Annotated in this window: 13 protein-coding genes and 1 riboswitch; of the genes, 9 read left to right on the top strand and 4 right to left on the bottom strand. The window is 42.0% G+C overall.

Annotation, left to right across the window (positions count from 1 at the left end; all coding sequences use genetic code 11):
* Window positions 1–509: 509 nt before the first annotated feature.
* The 6 genes from C4B60_RS12085 to C4B60_RS12060 all read left to right on the top strand — a co-directional run bounded on the left by C4B60_RS12085 (window position 510) and on the right by C4B60_RS12060 (window position 8,374).
* Window positions 510–2,048 carry an AbgT family transporter gene (locus C4B60_RS12085; protein ID WP_104058262.1) on the top strand — a complete coding sequence of 513 codons (1,539 nt, stop codon included), beginning with the start codon at window positions 510–512 and terminating at the stop codon, window positions 2,046–2,048.
* Between the two features lie 148 nt (window positions 2,049–2,196).
* Window positions 2,197–3,399, top strand: a complete 1,203-nt coding sequence (locus tag C4B60_RS12080; protein WP_104058261.1) for a M20 metallopeptidase family protein — start codon at window positions 2,197–2,199, stop codon at window positions 3,397–3,399.
* On the top strand, window positions 3,396–4,712 hold the full coding sequence (locus C4B60_RS12075; RefSeq protein WP_104058260.1) for an amidohydrolase: 1,317 nt from the start codon (window positions 3,396–3,398) through the stop codon (window positions 4,710–4,712). Before C4B60_RS12080 ends, C4B60_RS12075 begins: the two co-directional genes overlap by 4 nt.
* Window positions 4,709–5,956, top strand: a complete 1,248-nt coding sequence (locus C4B60_RS12070) for a M20 family metallo-hydrolase (RefSeq protein ID WP_104058259.1) — start codon at window positions 4,709–4,711, stop codon at window positions 5,954–5,956. Before C4B60_RS12075 ends, C4B60_RS12070 begins: the two co-directional genes overlap by 4 nt.
* Window positions 5,957–5,958: 2 nt before the next feature.
* Complete coding sequence (locus tag C4B60_RS12065) at window positions 5,959–7,263, top strand: helix-turn-helix domain-containing protein (protein WP_104058258.1); 1,305 nt, start codon at window positions 5,959–5,961, stop codon at window positions 7,261–7,263.
* A 163-nt stretch (window positions 7,264–7,426) separates the two neighbouring features.
* A riboswitch (cyclic di-GMP riboswitch) is annotated at window positions 7,427–7,513 on the top strand.
* A 339-nt stretch (window positions 7,514–7,852) separates the two neighbouring features.
* On the top strand, window positions 7,853–8,374 hold the full coding sequence (locus tag C4B60_RS12060) for a VanZ family protein (protein ID WP_104058257.1): 522 nt from the start codon (window positions 7,853–7,855) through the stop codon (window positions 8,372–8,374).
* 24 nt (window positions 8,375–8,398) lie between these two features.
* Here C4B60_RS12060 and C4B60_RS12055 read toward each other — a convergent pair whose 3' ends face one another.
* A complete protein-coding gene (locus C4B60_RS12055) occupies window positions 8,399–9,493 on the bottom strand; it encodes an amidohydrolase (protein ID WP_245153962.1) in 1,095 nt (364 codons plus the stop codon).
* A gap of 292 nt (window positions 9,494–9,785) precedes the next feature.
* Here C4B60_RS12055 and C4B60_RS12050 point away from each other — a divergent pair, with 292 nt between their 5' ends.
* Entirely contained in the window at window positions 9,786–11,015 is a 1,230-nt protein-coding gene (locus tag C4B60_RS12050) for an MFS transporter (RefSeq protein ID WP_104058255.1), read from the top strand.
* A 115-nt stretch (window positions 11,016–11,130) separates the two neighbouring features.
* Complete coding sequence (locus tag C4B60_RS12045; protein ID WP_104058254.1) at window positions 11,131–12,018, top strand: hypothetical protein; 888 nt, start codon at window positions 11,131–11,133, stop codon at window positions 12,016–12,018.
* Between the two features lie 42 nt (window positions 12,019–12,060).
* On the opposite strand, the gene C4B60_RS12040 is transcribed toward C4B60_RS12045, so the two are convergent.
* Entirely contained in the window at window positions 12,061–12,990 is a 930-nt protein-coding gene (locus tag C4B60_RS12040; protein ID WP_104058253.1) for an LCP family glycopolymer transferase, read from the bottom strand.
* 304 nt (window positions 12,991–13,294) lie between these two features.
* Between C4B60_RS12040 and C4B60_RS21685 the strand changes: the two genes are divergently transcribed.
* Window positions 13,295–13,399 (top strand): putative holin-like toxin, encoded by a 105-nt coding sequence (locus tag C4B60_RS21685; RefSeq protein ID WP_245153961.1) that lies wholly within the window; start codon window positions 13,295–13,297, stop codon window positions 13,397–13,399.
* A 177-nt stretch (window positions 13,400–13,576) separates the two neighbouring features.
* Here the strand turns inward: C4B60_RS21685 and C4B60_RS12035 are convergent, their stop codons facing one another.
* Both C4B60_RS12035 and serC read right to left on the bottom strand, forming a co-directional pair.
* Window positions 13,577–14,761, bottom strand: coding sequence for a phosphoglycerate dehydrogenase (locus C4B60_RS12035; protein ID WP_104058252.1), 1,185 nt, complete (start codon window positions 14,759–14,761; stop codon window positions 13,577–13,579).
* On the bottom strand, window positions 14,758–15,870 hold the full coding sequence (gene serC, locus C4B60_RS12030) for a 3-phosphoserine/phosphohydroxythreonine transaminase (protein ID WP_104058251.1): 1,113 nt from the start codon (window positions 15,868–15,870) through the stop codon (window positions 14,758–14,760). The genes C4B60_RS12035 and serC overlap by 4 nt, the downstream gene beginning before the upstream one ends.
* Window positions 15,871–15,879: the final 9 nt, after the last annotated feature.

Genomic DNA, 15,879 nt, shown 5'->3' with positions numbered 1-15,879 from the left:
TCAAAAAATAAGATACCCAGGAGTTGATTGAAGAGGAAGGGGCTGACTCCTGCGGGAAGAAACGGGAAGGGTGAGATCCATTGGCGAAGCCAATTAGCTCAGCTCCCGTCCCGCGGAAAGCATGCCCCTGCAACGAAAATCAACATGTTAATTAAAAAGTTTTTCACTCATAACCTGCTAAGTCCAAAGCAGAAAAAAATTACCAGGAGTTGATTGGAATGGAAGGGGGCGACTCCTGCGGGAAGAACGGGAGCTTGAGATCCACTTGCGACAGCAAGTTAGCTCAAGCCCCGTCCCGCGGAAAGCGTCCCCCTGCAATGGAAATCAACATGCTAACTTAAGAGGCATTCATTCCTAATTAGTAGAAAGCATTTTTTATTAATAATTATCTGAAAATGGAGAACAATCCTAAAATTATCATTTACAAGAATAATAGACTATGATAATTTGTTACTTAACGGAATCAATAAAGAAATTGTCCGTAATTAAAAACAAGGAGTGAATGCCTTATGGCCGATTCAAATAGAACCCCAAAAAGAGGGTTCTTCGCAAAATTTCTTGATTTCGTCGAACGAGCAGGAAACAAGCTCCCTCATCCATTCATGCTTTTTATCTATCTTGCACTCGGAGTCATCGGCCTATCCTGGCTGATCAGCTTATTCAATATCTCCTTTGAACATCCGGGAACCGGAGAAGTCGAACAAATCAATAACATGATCTCAGCAGAAGGTCTTGAATACATTCTCTCCTCCATGCTCGATAACTTTACAGGCTTCGCCCCATTAGGCTTAGTACTGGTTATGATGTTTGGTATCGGGCTTGCCCAGCGCGTTGGTCTAATTGAAACCTTTATGAAAAAGACCATATTAAATGCTCCAAAAAGCCTCGTTACCTACGCGATAATCGCTACCGGAATCATGGGGAACCTGGCATCAGATGCAGCATTTGTTATCGTGCCGCCGCTTGCCGCGATGATGTTTTATGCTCTAGGGCGCCACCCTCTTGCCGGAATGGCAGCAGGCTTTGCAGGTGTTGGAGCTGGCTTCACAGCAAATATAATTATCACAGGAACCGACGCACTGCTTGCTGGAATTTCAACTGAGGTTGCGACAACGATTAACGCCGAAGCAGCCGTCACACCGTTGGACAACTGGTACTTTATGCTGTTTTCAGTTCTTATGCTGATGTTTGTTGGTGCGTGGATTACTGAAAAAATAATAGAGCCTCGTCTTGGCAAATATGATCCTTCTCTTGGGGAGGACGATGTGACAAATCAGCAGCTTGAGGAAATTACTCCTGAAAAAAATCGTGCACTGCGAAACGCAGGTATTGCAGGGCTGCTCTATTCTATATTGATTGCTTTTATGATTATTCCATCAAACGGAATTTTAAGAGGGGAAGACGGAGGGGTTGTTGATTCTCCTTTCATAGCAAATATTGTTCCTCTTATTCTGTTTTTCTTTGTTATTGTGGCAGTTGCATACGGATTAACCACAAAAGTAATCAAATCAACGAGAGATGTACCTGAATTTATGACAGATGCAATGAAGGATATGGCAGGCTATATTGTCTTGATCTTTGCAGCATCTCAGTTTATTGCCTATTTTGGCTGGACAAATCTCGGAGCGTTTATCGCCGTAACCGGTGCAGATACACTTACAAACTTAAACTTCACCGGTATGCCTGTTGTTGTTGGATTTATTCTGCTTGCAGCCATTTTGAATCTGTTTATATTCAGCGGATCAGCTCAGTGGGCACTAATGGCGCCAATTTTTATCCCTATGTTTATGCTGCTTGATTACAATCCGGCCTTTATTCAACTGGCTTACAGAATTGCGGATTCCACCACCAATATTATTACACCGCTCAATCCGTATGTGCCGATGGTTTTGGCCTTTATGAAAAGATACGACAAAAATGCAGGCTTTGGAACATTGTTTTCGATTATGCTGCCATATACGCTAATATTCTTAATTTTGTGGATCATCATTTTTGTGGTGTGGACAATGCTTGGGATCCCGATTGGACCGGGAGTCGGGATGCGGTAGGTAGTTCACGGGAAGAGTCTGGGATATAACACTCATTTAGAAACGAGAGGTAAGCGCAGTGAACCGGACGAACTAGGCTGAGACACTCATTTGTCTCAGCCTCCTTTTCTCGTTTCAAATCTAAAACTAACGAAGGAGACGTTTTACCATGCTGTCTTTTAAAGGACAAGGAAAAAGTATTAAACAAACGGTCGTAAACTATCGAAGACATTTTCACCAATACCCAGAGCTTAGCAGGGAGGAGTCGGAAACCTCTAAAACCATTCAGGCGTTCCTAAAGGAAGAAGGGATCTCTTTTAAAACCGGCTTTGCTAAACATGGCGTTCTTGGAATAATCGAAGGAAAAAAACCCGGCAAAACAGTTGCTCTTCGTGCGGATATTGATGCTCTGCCGATCGAAGAAAAAAATAATGTGTCTTATGCTTCCAGAAAAAAAGGCGTGATGCATGCATGCGGACATGATGCACATACAGCCATGCTTATGGGCGCAGCCTCTCTTTTGAATCGTCATAAAGATCAGACTGCAGGGAAAGTGCTTCTTGTTTTTCAACCGGCTGAAGAAATGGGCCCGGTAGGCGGTGCTTCCGAGATGATGAAGGATGGGGTGTTTTCTGAACATCAGCCAGACGCTATCTTTGCTCAGCATGTATGGCCTGACTTAAAGGTTGGAGAAGCAGGTGTGATGGGAGGACCCATCATGGGCAACTCCGATCAGTTTACCGTAACCATCCAGGGAGCTGGGGGCCATGCAAGTATGCCGCATCAGGGAAAGGATGCAATTGTCATTGCAGCCCAGGTGATTACTCATCTTCAAACCATCATCAGCCGAAATGTCGACCCCATGGAATCAGCAGTACTGACTTTTGGTGAAATCCATGGGGGAGACCGCTATAATGTCATCCCAAGCAGTGTTACCCTCGAAGGGACAGTGCGAACGAATAATGATGCTATAAAAGAAAAGGTAAAAGACCGTTTTAAGAAAACAATTTCAGGTCTTGCAGATGCGAACGAAATTGACATTACACTTGATTACCGCGACGGCTACCCTGCTACAGTGAATTCTCCGGAATGGGAGGAGCCGGTCCGAAAAACAGCTCATGCCATCTTAGGTTCTTCCTCTGTGCCAAACGTGAAGCCAAGCCTTGGGGGAGAGGATTTTGGACGATTTCTTAAAAACTACCCTGGTCTATATTACTGGCTTGGAACGGCTCTGCCGGATCGGGAAGTTCAAAAGCCGCTTCACGATGCAGAGTTTGATATCGATGAACGAGCGCTGGTGTTTGGAACAGAATTAATGGCGCAGCTTGCCTATGATGCGCTAACCCGATTGAATGGAGATGGTTCGGAATGAATGCAGATTCCTACGCTGAAGCAATGTATCCGAAGATGAAAACATGGAGAAGAGAGCTTCATCAGTTCCCTGAAACCGGCTGGACTGAATACGTCACGACCTACCGGATCTACGAGATTCTTAAAGAGCTTGATTTTACGCTTTTCACAGGAAAGGATGCGATCCATTCATCTTCAAGAATGGGTGTTCCAACGCAGGAAGAGCTTGGTGAAGCGGTAAAAAGAGCCAAAGAAGCAGGGGCAGACGAAGCCTTTTTATCCAAATTAGAAGGAGGGCATACCGGTGTAGTGGCTGTTTTGGATACTGGAAAAGCTGGTCCTCACACCGCTCTGCGCTTCGACATTGATGCACTGCCTATTCATGAAGCAGAGGAGGCAGTGCATTTTCCTGCAGAAAAAGGTTTCTCCTCCTCCAGAAAAGGCGCGATGCACGCCTGCGCCCATGATGGCCATACTGCCATTGGACTGGCGACAGCCTCCTTTCTTTCACGTCACAGACAGGAGCTGAAAGGGAAATTTACTCTTTTGTTTCAGCCTGCCGAAGAAGGAAGCAGAGGAGCAAAATCGATGGTAGACAAGGGCTGGCTGGATGATGTGGATTATTTTTTAGGAGGACATATAGGAATTGAAGATTTGCAGATTGGGCAAATTGCTGCAACTGCAGATCAATTTCTGGCTACCACTAAATTTGATGTCCGCTTTCATGGAAAAGCTTCACACGCTGGGAAAAGACCTGAGGAAGGGAAAAATGCCCTGCTTGCGGCAGCTTCCTGTGTTCAAAGTCTTTTTGCCATTTCTCCGCATTCAGGCGGTGCCACCCGTTTAAATATTGGTACGCTTACAGCAGGAAGCGGCAGAAATATTGTTCCGGATCATGCAATCTTTACAGGAGAAACGCGCGGCGAAACGAATGAATTAAATGAATATGTATTTAGTGAGGCAAAACGAATTATTCATTCCTCGGCTGATTTGTGGCAGGTAGAGGCAGAACTGATTGAAGCGGGACACGGCACAGCAGCCAGATGTGATGACATTTTTCCTGAGCTTGTGAGTCGTGCAGCAAAACAATCCTCTTTCCTGACAGAGGTTCTTCCCGTCATAGCGCTCGGTGCTTCAGAGGATGTGACCCATATGATCAACAGAGTGCAGGAAAAAGGAGGCAAGGCCACCTACATGATATTTGGTACTCCTTTAAAGGAAGGGCATCACCACCCTCGATTTGATTTTAACGAAGAGGTGCTAAAAACGGGTCTTCTTGCTTTTCTTACCGTGCTCATTTATATGCAAACAAATGAAAAGGAGTGGTCTGAATGAAGCAATGGCTTAGTGATACACTTGCAAAACTAAATTTAGTCGACTCAATGAATCAGCCTGAAGGATTTACACGTTTAAGCTACTCAAAAGAAGAATGGAAAGCAATGGCCGTTTTTCGTGAAATAGCAGAGGGTCTTGACCTTGAGGTGCACCAGGATCAGGCTGGCAATATGATTGCAAAGTGGGTTCCCGAAGGAGTATCTCAAGATTTACCTGCTGTCGCTGCAGGGTCCCATTTGGATACAGTTACAAACGGTGGAGGGTATGACGGAGCAGCAGGTATTTTATGTGCTCTGGCAGCAGTTAAACATTTAAAAGACAATCATTTTTCTCCAGCCTGTCCGGTTGAAGTGATTTGCTTCGCCTCAGAGGAATCAGCGCGTTTTGGCGTTTCTACAATTGGCAGTAAAGCAATGTCTGGTATGCTTGATCTGCCTTCTTTAGAATCTGTTACTGATCAGGAGGGCATAACTGTAAAGGAAGCGGCAGAAGAAAGAGGACTGAATTGGGAACAGTTTAGGAATGCAGAGCGTTCTCAGGAAGAAATTGCCTCTTTTATTGAGCTGCATATTGAACAGGGGTTAAGAGTTGAACAGGCAAAAGCCGACTATGGGGCTGTTACAGCAATTGCCTGTCCAATAAGGCTGCTTGTGACAATAGAAGGGAAAGCTGGTCATACTGGCACCACACCGATGGGTTCAAGGCAGGATGCACTTGTTGCTTCTGTCCCTTTAATTGACTTTATTTCAGAACGGGCTTTTGAGCTTTCTGCAAAATCAAGTTTGCCTATTGTTGCAACAGCTAGTACGATTGAGGTAAAACCGAATGTCATGAATGTCATTCCTGCAAAAGCAGAGCTTGGAATTGATATCCGAAGTGTGGATGATCAGCTTAAAGAACAGCTGGAACAGGAAATTCTCGAAAAATGCAGAGAAATAGAAGAAACCCGTAATGTAACGATTTCCTCTTTAAAGCTTGTCCACAATCCTTCTGTATTCTTAGATCAAATGGTGCATCATGCACTTGTTGATGCCGGCAGAACTGAGGGGTTTACGCCATTCACTCTTGAAAGCGGTGCGGGTCATGATGTCATGAATATGGCGAAGAAATGGCCGTCAGGACTGATCTTTATTCCTTGTGAGAACGGCCTCAGCCATCACCCTGATGAAAAGGCAAGTTTGGAGGATCTTTTAAAAGGAGTTCTAATTATAGCAGCGTATTTACGAAAAGAAACAGGTGAATAAAAATGAAAATCCGTTTAGGAGCAGTTGGTCCGGAGGATTCAATCGAAAAAATTGAACGAGAAGCAGCACAATTCGAGGACCTGATAATCATTCCCTTTTCATATGAAACCACAGAAGAGACGAAGGAGATTATTCAGGAAAATAAAAGCAAGGTAGATTTCTGGTTATTTTCAGGTCAAGCCCCTTATTATTACGCTCAATCACTTGGTCTTATCCAGGAGCATGAAGCGGGCTATCCCCCGTTGTATGGATCGAGCCTTCTTGGAGAGTTATTAAATGCACAGTACAAGCATGGAGCGATCATTCCAAGTATCAGTGTTGATACGATAAGTACAGATGAAATGGACTCTTTTAGAAGAATGGTCCCGCTTGATGAATTAAATGTTTATGCTCTTCCTTATGATGGCTACCTGCCTTCTGAGGAGATTGTCCGTTTTCACGAGAAGCTTTATTTTGAAAATAAGATTTCAGCTGCTTTTACAGGGATTCGCTCTGTTTATCTGGAACTAAAAAAGCGTGGGGTTCCCTGTTACAGAGTTATGGCAACTGAGCTTGCGATTCAACTAACGATTAAATATATCAGAGAACAGCTGCACTCCTCCTACTACCGGAAATCCCAGATTGCGATTGTAGGGATCGAGCGGATTTTAAATCCTGCACAATCTGAGGAGGATTATTATTCCTATAAGATGAAGCATCTAGATTTGGATATGAAGAGACTTATTCTTCATTATGCAGAAAGGATAAAGGGTTCTTATGTTCAAATCGGAGATGGCTTGTTTTCTATTTATACGACGCTTGGCGAACTTGAGCTGCAGACATTTGAACCATTGTTTGAGCTGCAAAATCAGTCTCTTTTACAAACAAAGCTGCCTCTAAGAGCAGTTGTGGGGTACGGAAGAACAGCGATGGAGGCAGAGCAGAATGTACGGCAGGCTTTTCTGGAGTCAAAAAAAACGAAGGGTCAGGTTGTCTTTTGTGTGAACGAAGATAAAGTGGTTCATCAAATAATTGAAAATGAAAAGGCACTTACCTATAATCAGCGTCAATGGGGGGAGGAGTGGCTTGCTAAATTTAAAGCAGCCCGCATCAGTCCTTCCATTGTATCGAAGCTGCAGTCAATTTCAGGTTATTATAATAAACAGATGGTAACGTCTAAGGACATAGCCACATGGCTCAATAGCACGGAGCGTAATGCCAGAAGAGTGCTTACAGCATTAGAGGAAATGGGTCTTGCACAGGTGAGCGGAGAGGAACAGCCCGGTCAGCGGGGAAGGCCGCGAAGATTTTATACTTTGTTATTTTAAGTTTGTTAAATAAAAATGATAAGCTTACTCCTTATTTAAAAGTAAAACTCTAGTGAATAAATAGTTCTGAAAGTAGTTTATGGATTGAATAATTTTACAAAAAAAATAATTTAATAGGCTTTACTTGATGAAAAATAGTTGTATACTATAAATATCTTAGTATCGATAAAGAAGGCAAACCATTTGAAAGATTGGGACGCAAAGCCTCGGGTCTAAGGTGTAATTACGCTATGGTAGCCGGGTTGCCGATGTACAGGTGAATTGTATTTTGGAGGCAAAAAGATGAATAATGTGCTGGCAGCTGTGGGTTGTAGCGAATGAAGAAACTGAGATACTGGCTGGATTGCCGATTTAAGAAAAAACATCGTTATAATTTTTACACAGATCGCTGCATTGTTTGTGGGAAAATGAAAAAAAACTCTTAAATTCAAGCTCCTCATCAGCTGAGGAGCTTTTTCTTTTTGAATGAGAAAGGGCACCTTTTAATGGAACGCTTTGAATTCTAGTACATATAATAGAGAAGATTCAATCTAGTATATTATTGTTTTGGATATTTATAGAGTAGAAAAGGCTTTAAGGTGGTTATGAATTGAGACAGAAAAGAAAGAAAAGAGAAAAAAACAGAAAGATTAAAGGGGCACTGCTTCGCTTAATTCCATTTATTTTGTTTTGCGGAACAGTCTGGTATTCTTCCTCGCAGCCTTATGAGGATCAAACCTTGATTCCGTTTTTAGAAAGCGCATTATCAAAGGAATACTTTCGTCATTTGCTTGAAGGAATTCAATTTACTTATGGAGGAACTGCAGTGAGTATCGATGCCCTGGGATATTCCGGTTTTATCGAGTTTTTTATTAGGAAATCTGCTCATCTATCAATTTTCTTTTTAATAGGATTATTTTTAAGCAGCTTTCTCTATTATCTACTAAGAAGATTGCGGCTATCCTCTCTTTGTACTTTCCTGTTTATTGTGATGTTTGCATCTCTGGATGAATATCGGCAGTTTTTAACGGGGGGCAGAACACCGCTGGTTGAGGATGTTGTTCTCGATACAATCGGAGGTATTCTGGCAATTGGAGTATATAGTTTGTATCGAAGTTTCTATAAAAAATAAAACGGGAAAACCTTTCCCGTTTTTTTATTGGTTGAGAGCTCTTTTTACAGCGTCAGTCAATATGTCTACTCCATGAAGCAAACACGATTGATCGAAGGTCATGCTTGGATGATGCAGACCAGGAGTAAGGTCAGCCCCTAGTGCAAGCATTGCTGCTTTTAAATTAGTTCTTTCAATAGTATAGAAATGAAAATCATCACTGCCGGGAGTTGTAATTGGCTCAGCTAAATTCTCTTCGCCTCTAATTTCCCGAATTGCAGCTGACAGTATTTCCTCAGCTTCCCTTGAAACCTCTGCTCCAGGAGTATAGTCAATCCATGACCCTTCTATTTTTACCCCATATAGTGTCTCAATAGAATCTAATTTTTTTTGAGCCAGCTCCTTTAACGAGGTTAAGCCGTGATTTGTCTGGGCGCGGAGATCCAGGCTGAATTCAGCAGACCCGGGTATGATATTCGGATTTTTACTGCCTGCACTGAACCTTGTCATTTTGATGGAATGCGGGAGCATGGGTGAGAGACTTAGCTGGTTGATATACGAATTTAAAGCCATTCCAATATCAATTGCATTCACTGTGCATTGCGGGCGTGCTCCGTGTGCATCATCTCCTATTATTTTACCCTTGTAAAAAATTGCAGCGCCATGGCGAAGCGATGGTGCTGCTTTACCAATCTCCAGTTCATCCTTTGGTCTCAAGTGTACCCCAAATAAATAATCCATATCATCTACAAATCCTGTTTTTACGACTGACAGGGAACCGTTTCCCTGTTCTTCAGCAGGCTGAAATAAACAACGCACCGTTCCCTGTAGACTTGTTTCTATCCGCTTAAGATTAAGAAGTACACCAATAGCGATGGTCATATGTGCATCGTGGCCGCAGGAATGATTAGCCTGCATTTTACCGTTTAATTCCTGGAAAAGTGCATTGATGTCTGCACGGATGCCGACAACCGGTTTTCCCGATCCTACTTCTGCAATGAGACCCGTATGGTCGGTGAACCGCTCTACATAAATGTCATGCTCCTTCAGAAACGCTTCAATATATTCAGTCGTATTCTTTTCCTCCCAGCTAATTTCAGGAATTGAGTGCAGTTTTTCAAAGATTTCCAAGAGTTCCATTGAATATTCTCCCTTCATGTGTTGATAAGAAAAAAGAAAGCTGCAATATAAGCAAGAAGAGTATGCAAGCCGGCAAGCAAGTAGAGCCAGGAGCACGGATTCAGTGAAAAAAATTACCTTAGTAAAAATTTAGTAGTATTCCCAATATTACTAGTATAGCAGGTAAGTCCACATTTTGAATAATGGTTAGAAAATGGGGGGGAATACATTTGATCGGTTTTACTTCAATGGAAAGTGGTAGTAAAGTAGATATAGAAAAGATGAAAAATAAACTTATAGGTGTTGATTACGGATGAATAATGCCATATTACCTGACAGCCGGTATCATTCCAGGTTGGGGTGGCAAATGCTCGGGTGGCTGCTTATGGCTCAAATTTTAGTAGCATTAGTAGGAAGAGGCGTAGCTCCGCTATCTCCGTTAATTGCAGAGGATTTAACCTTGACTAACGCTCAGGTCGGACTTCTTCCATCCGCACTTTTTGCCGGACAAATGCTTGTCAGTATCCCCTCCGGACTCCTTGTCGATAAAATGGGAACTAAAAAGCTGCTTTTCATTGTCTGTCTTTTATTAGGACTTTCATACTCTGCGGCATCACTATTTTCATCCTATTTTGTTATTTTGCTTTGTATTGTTATTGGGGGGATGGCATATGGAACCATGCATCCGGTAACGAATAGAGGTATTTTATATTGGTTTCCCCAAAGACAGCGTGGAACGGCAATGGGAATTAAGCAAATGGGCATTACTCTTGGCTCTGCGCTTGCGGCCGCTGCCCTGCTGCCATTAGCAGCTGTATGGGGCTGGCGGCCGGCACTTTTAGCGGCCTGCCTGGTATTAATTGGGGCAGGAGCTCTCTCCTATTTAAACTACAAAGAAAATCCGCTTCAAAAAAAAGAGAGCGTAAGTGAGCCGGCGTCTATTCTTCATCAGATTATGGAAGTGGCTAAATCCCGCTCGCTCGTTCTCATCAGTATCGTTGCCTTTATTATCAATGGCTCCCAGATGAGTTTGAATGTGTACATTTTATTTTATGTAGGAAATGAGCTTTTATTTGGACTAGGAATAGCAGGGACAATGTTTGTTCTCTCGGAAGCGGGTGGATCGTTCGGAAGAATTGTTTGGGGCACAGTAAGTGATAAATTTTTTGGAGGCAGGCGCGCTCCTGTTATGTTTATTCTTACTCTGATGGCGTTTGCCGGTTCGTTATCCATGCTCCTATTGACACCGGAAACGCCTGTATGGGTGCTTGCTGTGGTCATTTTTCTTCTGGGTTTTGCCGTCTCTGGCTTTAATGGGTTGTGGATGAATATCGCTACTGAACTCACTCCTCCTCAGACAGCGGGGCTTGCGAGCGGATTCAGTCTAACCATTGGTTCAATGGGTGTCATTATTATTCCGCCTGTTTTTGGCTGGATAGCTGATCTTAACCAAAGCTTTACTGCGTCTTGGATGTTTATGGCCGCGGTGATGGCTGCAGCTGTTTTCTTCCTCGGGCTGTTAAGAAGGAGAAGGTCGTTTTAGGCTTTTACTCGACAATGGTCGAATAGGTCTTTTATGATATAATAAAGAGATCTGATGAAAGTTATTGCACTAATCCCTTTTATAGGTAAAAATGTAGTAAAAAGGAGGCGGCTTTTTGAAAGATCAAGAGTTTCTTCTTACAGTCCATTATTTAGATGAAAAATATTCGGTAAAAGGCACACCTTATGTGATTGAACATCATGTGAAAAAGCTTTTACAGGACCTGCAGGAAGAAAAGGGAGAGGTCCAGACTGATAAAGAACTTAAGATTCAACTTAATACATATTCTCCTGCTAAAAACGAACCCTCCGATAAATTTGAAGAAGAAGCTGAAGCAAAGAAATTAAAAGCGCTTTTAGATGATGTTGAACCAACTTCCGAGTGGCTGGTCGTTTTGACTTTTATTTATTTTTTAACACATTATCAAAAGGAATTACTTGTAACTGCGAAAGCGATTAGCGGCCTTTATCTGACTTCGTCGCTTACACCTCCGGGAAATGTCCACTTATCTATTTTTCAATGTGTTAATAAAGGCTTCCTTCAATTGATCGGTACCTCTGACAGTCAGCAGACTTATGAAATCACATCGCTGGGCACAAAGCATATTGATGATCGAATAAGCTACAGCCAAAAATCGAGAAAAGAAGATAGTGAGATTTATTATGAAACCGAGGAACAGAAAAGTAAGGTAGAGAAGTTTTTGCAGGAGATCTCCTCTGTCGAATACGAAAAAATAAAGAAAACAAAAAACTTTGAAGACCAGGTACTGCTCATTATTTATTACTTATTAAAAAAAGGTATCTCAAAACAAATACGAGCACTTATGATTTATCAAATTCTTGTGCATTTAAACTGCTACAAAGGTGCACCGCGCTCCGTGCAAACGACATTGAGCAGGGCAAGACCGCTGGTAAAGAAAGTAAAGCTCAATAATAAAATTTATTATAAGCTTACTGAAGAAGGAAAAAACCATATTGAAGTTCGTGTGCTGAAAGCAAAATAAAAAAAGCCCCAGCTGAAAAAAATGCAGCTGGGGCTTTATCATTTAAATATCTAAATGCTCTTTTAATGCTGTTTGAACTGCTGTTAATTCTTCTGCTGGTACAACATAATAATAAATTCCGTCAATCCGCTCGCCAGATCCATTTTGAATAGAAGTCTGTTCGAAATTAGAAGCTGCAGACCGGTATTCACTTTGAATATCAACCATCTGTTTAAAGGTTAGATTTGTTTTAATATTGTTGCCAAGCGCATCAAAAATATTGCTGAAATTCCAAAGAGAATTCAGGCTGGCACCTTCTCTGACTACACCCTGAATTATCTTGCGCTGACGCTCCTGACGGCCAAAGTCTCCGTTAGGATCTTCATAACGCATTCGTGAGTAGGCAAGGGCTTCATGGCCGTCCAGTTTAAGCTCGCCTTCTGGGAAGGAGTACCCTCCAGAATCAAATGAAAAATTATTATCCACAGAAACTCCGCCAACTGCGTCCACAATATCTTCAAAGCCTTCCATATTTACCTGCAGATAATAATCAATCGGAATATCAAGCAGGTTTTCTACTGTATCCATTGTCATCGGGATACCGCCGAATGCATAGGCGTGATTAATTTTATCCTGCGTACCTCTGCCAACGATCTCAGTTAATGTATCACGGGGGATGCTTAATAGCTTAGTAGACTCTTCATTAGGATTAACCGTCATGACGATCATAGTATCGGAACGGCCGGCATCGTCCTCACGTTCATCGACGCCAAGCACCAGTACAGAGAACGGATCTTTTTCATTAAAGTTCACCTGTTCACTTCTTTTGGTAGAAATGTCACGGTCTATAGGATTGTGCATTTTGTCAGTGGCGCTGTTTAATGATTGATAAATGGTAAAAAGATAAATTGCAAGACCTACAAACAGGATGGAGAACGAGATCAGCACCCATTTTAGCCATTTCTTTTTCTTTTTTCGACTTTTTCTATTCATTCATTCTGTCCCTCATTTCAGAAATATCTATTAATAAAGATAGCATGTAGCACTTGAAAAAGGAATAACACAAAATAAAAATTTAAGAATTAATAGACAATAAAATCTTTTTTCTAGGTGTTTTACAGCCCTTAGATAATGAATTTTATAGGAAAATTTACTCGGTTAAGTAATTAATTCTGGATACAATGAAGTGAAATGGTACATTTTTCAACCTATAATAGAACATATGTTCGAAAAATGATATAATGAATGTGCAGCAGAAAAAGCGGTAGGCTACTTCCCAAGGAGGGAGGTGGTATGGGTGACAGTATATGAAGCTGTGAGTATCGTGGGACAATACAGCATCATTGCAATCAGTGTCCTTACACTGGTCGTGACATTAATCATCAACCAAAAAAAGAAATAACCGTCCCCCCTGGCAAGGATTACGGTTATTTCCCAATAATCTGATTCCGAGTCAGCCGTTTTATTAAATGCTGCTGCGGAAGTGGGGGGTACACATACCCCTCATTTTTCACGTATATATCTACTATAACTTTTTTTATAACGAAAATCCATGACAAACCATTTTACATAGCAATTTTTACTGCCAGCCGTTTGAAATATGCCGTACCTTCACAACACCTTCTATTTTTTGAAGCCGATTCAGGATATCTGTCTCGTGCTCCTCAGAAAGCTTGTTATCAATGTCAATCATTGTGTATGCCCACTCACCCCGGCTGCGGTTTAACATATCAGCAATATTGAACTCCCGCTCTGCAAGGAGGGTGGAGAATTGGCCAACCATGTTTGGGATGTTTTTGTGCATAATGGTTAGTCTCCCCGGTGATGTCAATGGAAGGCTGACATTCGGCAGATTAACAGAATTTCGTATATTTCCCGTTTCAAGAAATACTTTAAGCTGTCTTGCTGCCATTACTGCACAATTTTCTTCAGATTCTGTTGTTGAAGCGCCAAGATGGGGGATTGCTACGACGTTTTCAACACCAAATAGATGATCATTCGGGAAATCGGTAATGTATTTACCGACGGTGCCATCTGCTAAAGCCTCCGTTAAAGCTTGTTCGTCAACAAGCTCACCCCGTGCAAAGTTGATAAAATGAATTCCCTTTTTCATCGCACGGAAGGCTTTTGCATCAATAAAGCCAGTCGTTTTTTCAGATAAGGGCACATGAATGGAAATATAATCACAGGCAAAAAGTAATTCCTCAAGATTATGAACCCGCTGTACATTTCGTGAAATCGTCCAGGCTACATCAACTGAAACAAAAGGATCGTATGCCATAACATCCATATCAAGTGCAAGTGCATCATTAGCCACGATGGACCCAATATTGCCGAGTCCTATAACCCCGAGCTTTTTCCCGCTGATTTCATGACCAATAAAAGCCTTCTTATTCGCTTCTACTTGACCTGCTACATTAGCGGTGCCTTCTAATGAGTTCGTCCAATGAATCGCATCAAACAGATTTCTTGCACTGGCTATCAGACAGGAAAGTACCAGTTCCTTAACCGCATTGGCATTTGCACCAGGTGTATTAAACACAACAATTCCTTTGGACGTACAATCTTCTAATGGAATATTGTTAGTGCCTGCACCGGCTCTTGCGATAGCTTTAACCGAATCATTAATTGCCTGATCGTGTAAAGAGTGGCTTCTAAGTAAAATAGCATCCGGTGATTCGGCGCTATTGATGGTATATGAGTCTTCAAATAAGGAAAGTCCTGCTTCAGCAATCTGGTTATAGGTCTGGATCTGATAGGTCACAGTTTGAGTCCTCCTCTGCCAGGTGTGGCATTCGTTTTTTGTTCAAACTTTGTCATCGCATCAACTAGTCGTTCAACGCCATCATATGGCATCGCGTTATAAATGCTTGCACGCATGCCTCCTACGGAACGGTGCCCCTTTAATTCAACCAGTCCCTGAGAATCAGCCCATTGCAGAAAAGCTGCGTCTGTCTCGCTGTTCTCGGTTTTAAACGGAATATTCATTAATGAGCGGTCCCGTTCTCTTACAGGTGAGAAAAATAAAGGCGAGCTGTCGATTGCCTCATATAGAAGTGAAGCTTTTTTATGATTGCGTGCTTCTATTTCTTCAATACCCCCAAGTGACTCAATCCATTCAAGCACCAAACCGACCATATAGATACCGAAAGTAGGAGGTGTATTATAGAGAGAGTTTGCCTTAGCGTGGGTAGCATAGTCAAGCATCGTGGGAATTTCCTGATCTGCTTGACCAATAAGATCCTCGCGAATAATTGCTAAAGTTACTCCGGATGGACCAAGATTTTTTTGCGCACCCGCATAAATAAGGCCATAATCCTCAACATTAATTTTCTCAGAAAGAATACTTGAGGATAAATCAGTAACCACAGGGACCGATCCGAATTTAGGAACCTCAGTAATTCTAGTTCCTTCTATTGTATTGTTACCTGTTACATGAATATACGAAGTTGCCGGTGACACGCTTGCATTAGTTAATGAAGGGATAGATCTGAAGGCATCTTCTTCAGAAGAAGCAAGGATTCTTGTTTTTCCGACCTTTTTCGCTTCGGCTAATGCTTTTTTAGACCAGGATCCTGTAATCAAATAGGCTGCTTCGTGATCTTTTTGTAATAAATTTAATGGAATCATAGAAAATTGTAACGAAGCCCCCCCTTGTAAAAAAAGAATTTTGTAGGAATCGGGGATATTTAATAATTTTTTCAGGCGATCCTTTGCTTCGTGTAAAATACGTTCAAATGTTTTTGAACGGTGACTCATTTCCATGACAGACATTCCGGATTGGTGGGTATTAATCAGCTCAGACTGCGCTCGCTGCAACACTTCGAGCGGAAGAGCAGAAGGTCCTGCGGAAAAATTTACTACGCGATCCAATGTCACTCA

The organism is Jeotgalibacillus proteolyticus (genome assembly GCF_002926065.1).
GTDB lineage: Bacteria > Bacillota > Bacilli > Bacillales > Jeotgalibacillaceae > Jeotgalibacillus > Jeotgalibacillus proteolyticus.
Note: the sequence above shows the minus strand (reverse complement) of the source record. Positions and strands in the feature narration are given on the sequence as shown.

Excerpts from the sequence above, each read along its gene's own strand:
- C4B60_RS12055 (WP_245153962.1), bottom strand. The coding sequence starts at position 9,493 with ATGGAACTCTTGGAAATCTTTGAAAAACTGCACTCAATTCCTGAAATT.
- C4B60_RS12065 (WP_104058258.1), top strand. The coding sequence starts at position 5,959 with ATGAAAATCCGTTTAGGAGCAGTTGGTCCGGAGGATTCAATCGAAAAA.
- C4B60_RS12080 (WP_104058261.1), top strand. The coding sequence starts at position 2,197 with ATGCTGTCTTTTAAAGGACAAGGAAAAAGTATTAAACAAACGGTCGTA.
- C4B60_RS12070 (WP_104058259.1), top strand. The coding sequence starts at position 4,709 with ATGAAGCAATGGCTTAGTGATACACTTGCAAAACTAAATTTAGTCGAC.
- C4B60_RS12075 (WP_104058260.1), top strand. The coding sequence starts at position 3,396 with ATGAATGCAGATTCCTACGCTGAAGCAATGTATCCGAAGATGAAAACA.
- C4B60_RS12050 (WP_104058255.1), top strand. The coding sequence starts at position 9,786 with ATGAATAATGCCATATTACCTGACAGCCGGTATCATTCCAGGTTGGGG.
- C4B60_RS12040 (WP_104058253.1), bottom strand. The coding sequence starts at position 12,990 with ATGAATAGAAAAAGTCGAAAAAAGAAAAAGAAATGGCTAAAATGGGTG.
- C4B60_RS12085 (WP_104058262.1), top strand. The coding sequence starts at position 510 with ATGGCCGATTCAAATAGAACCCCAAAAAGAGGGTTCTTCGCAAAATTT.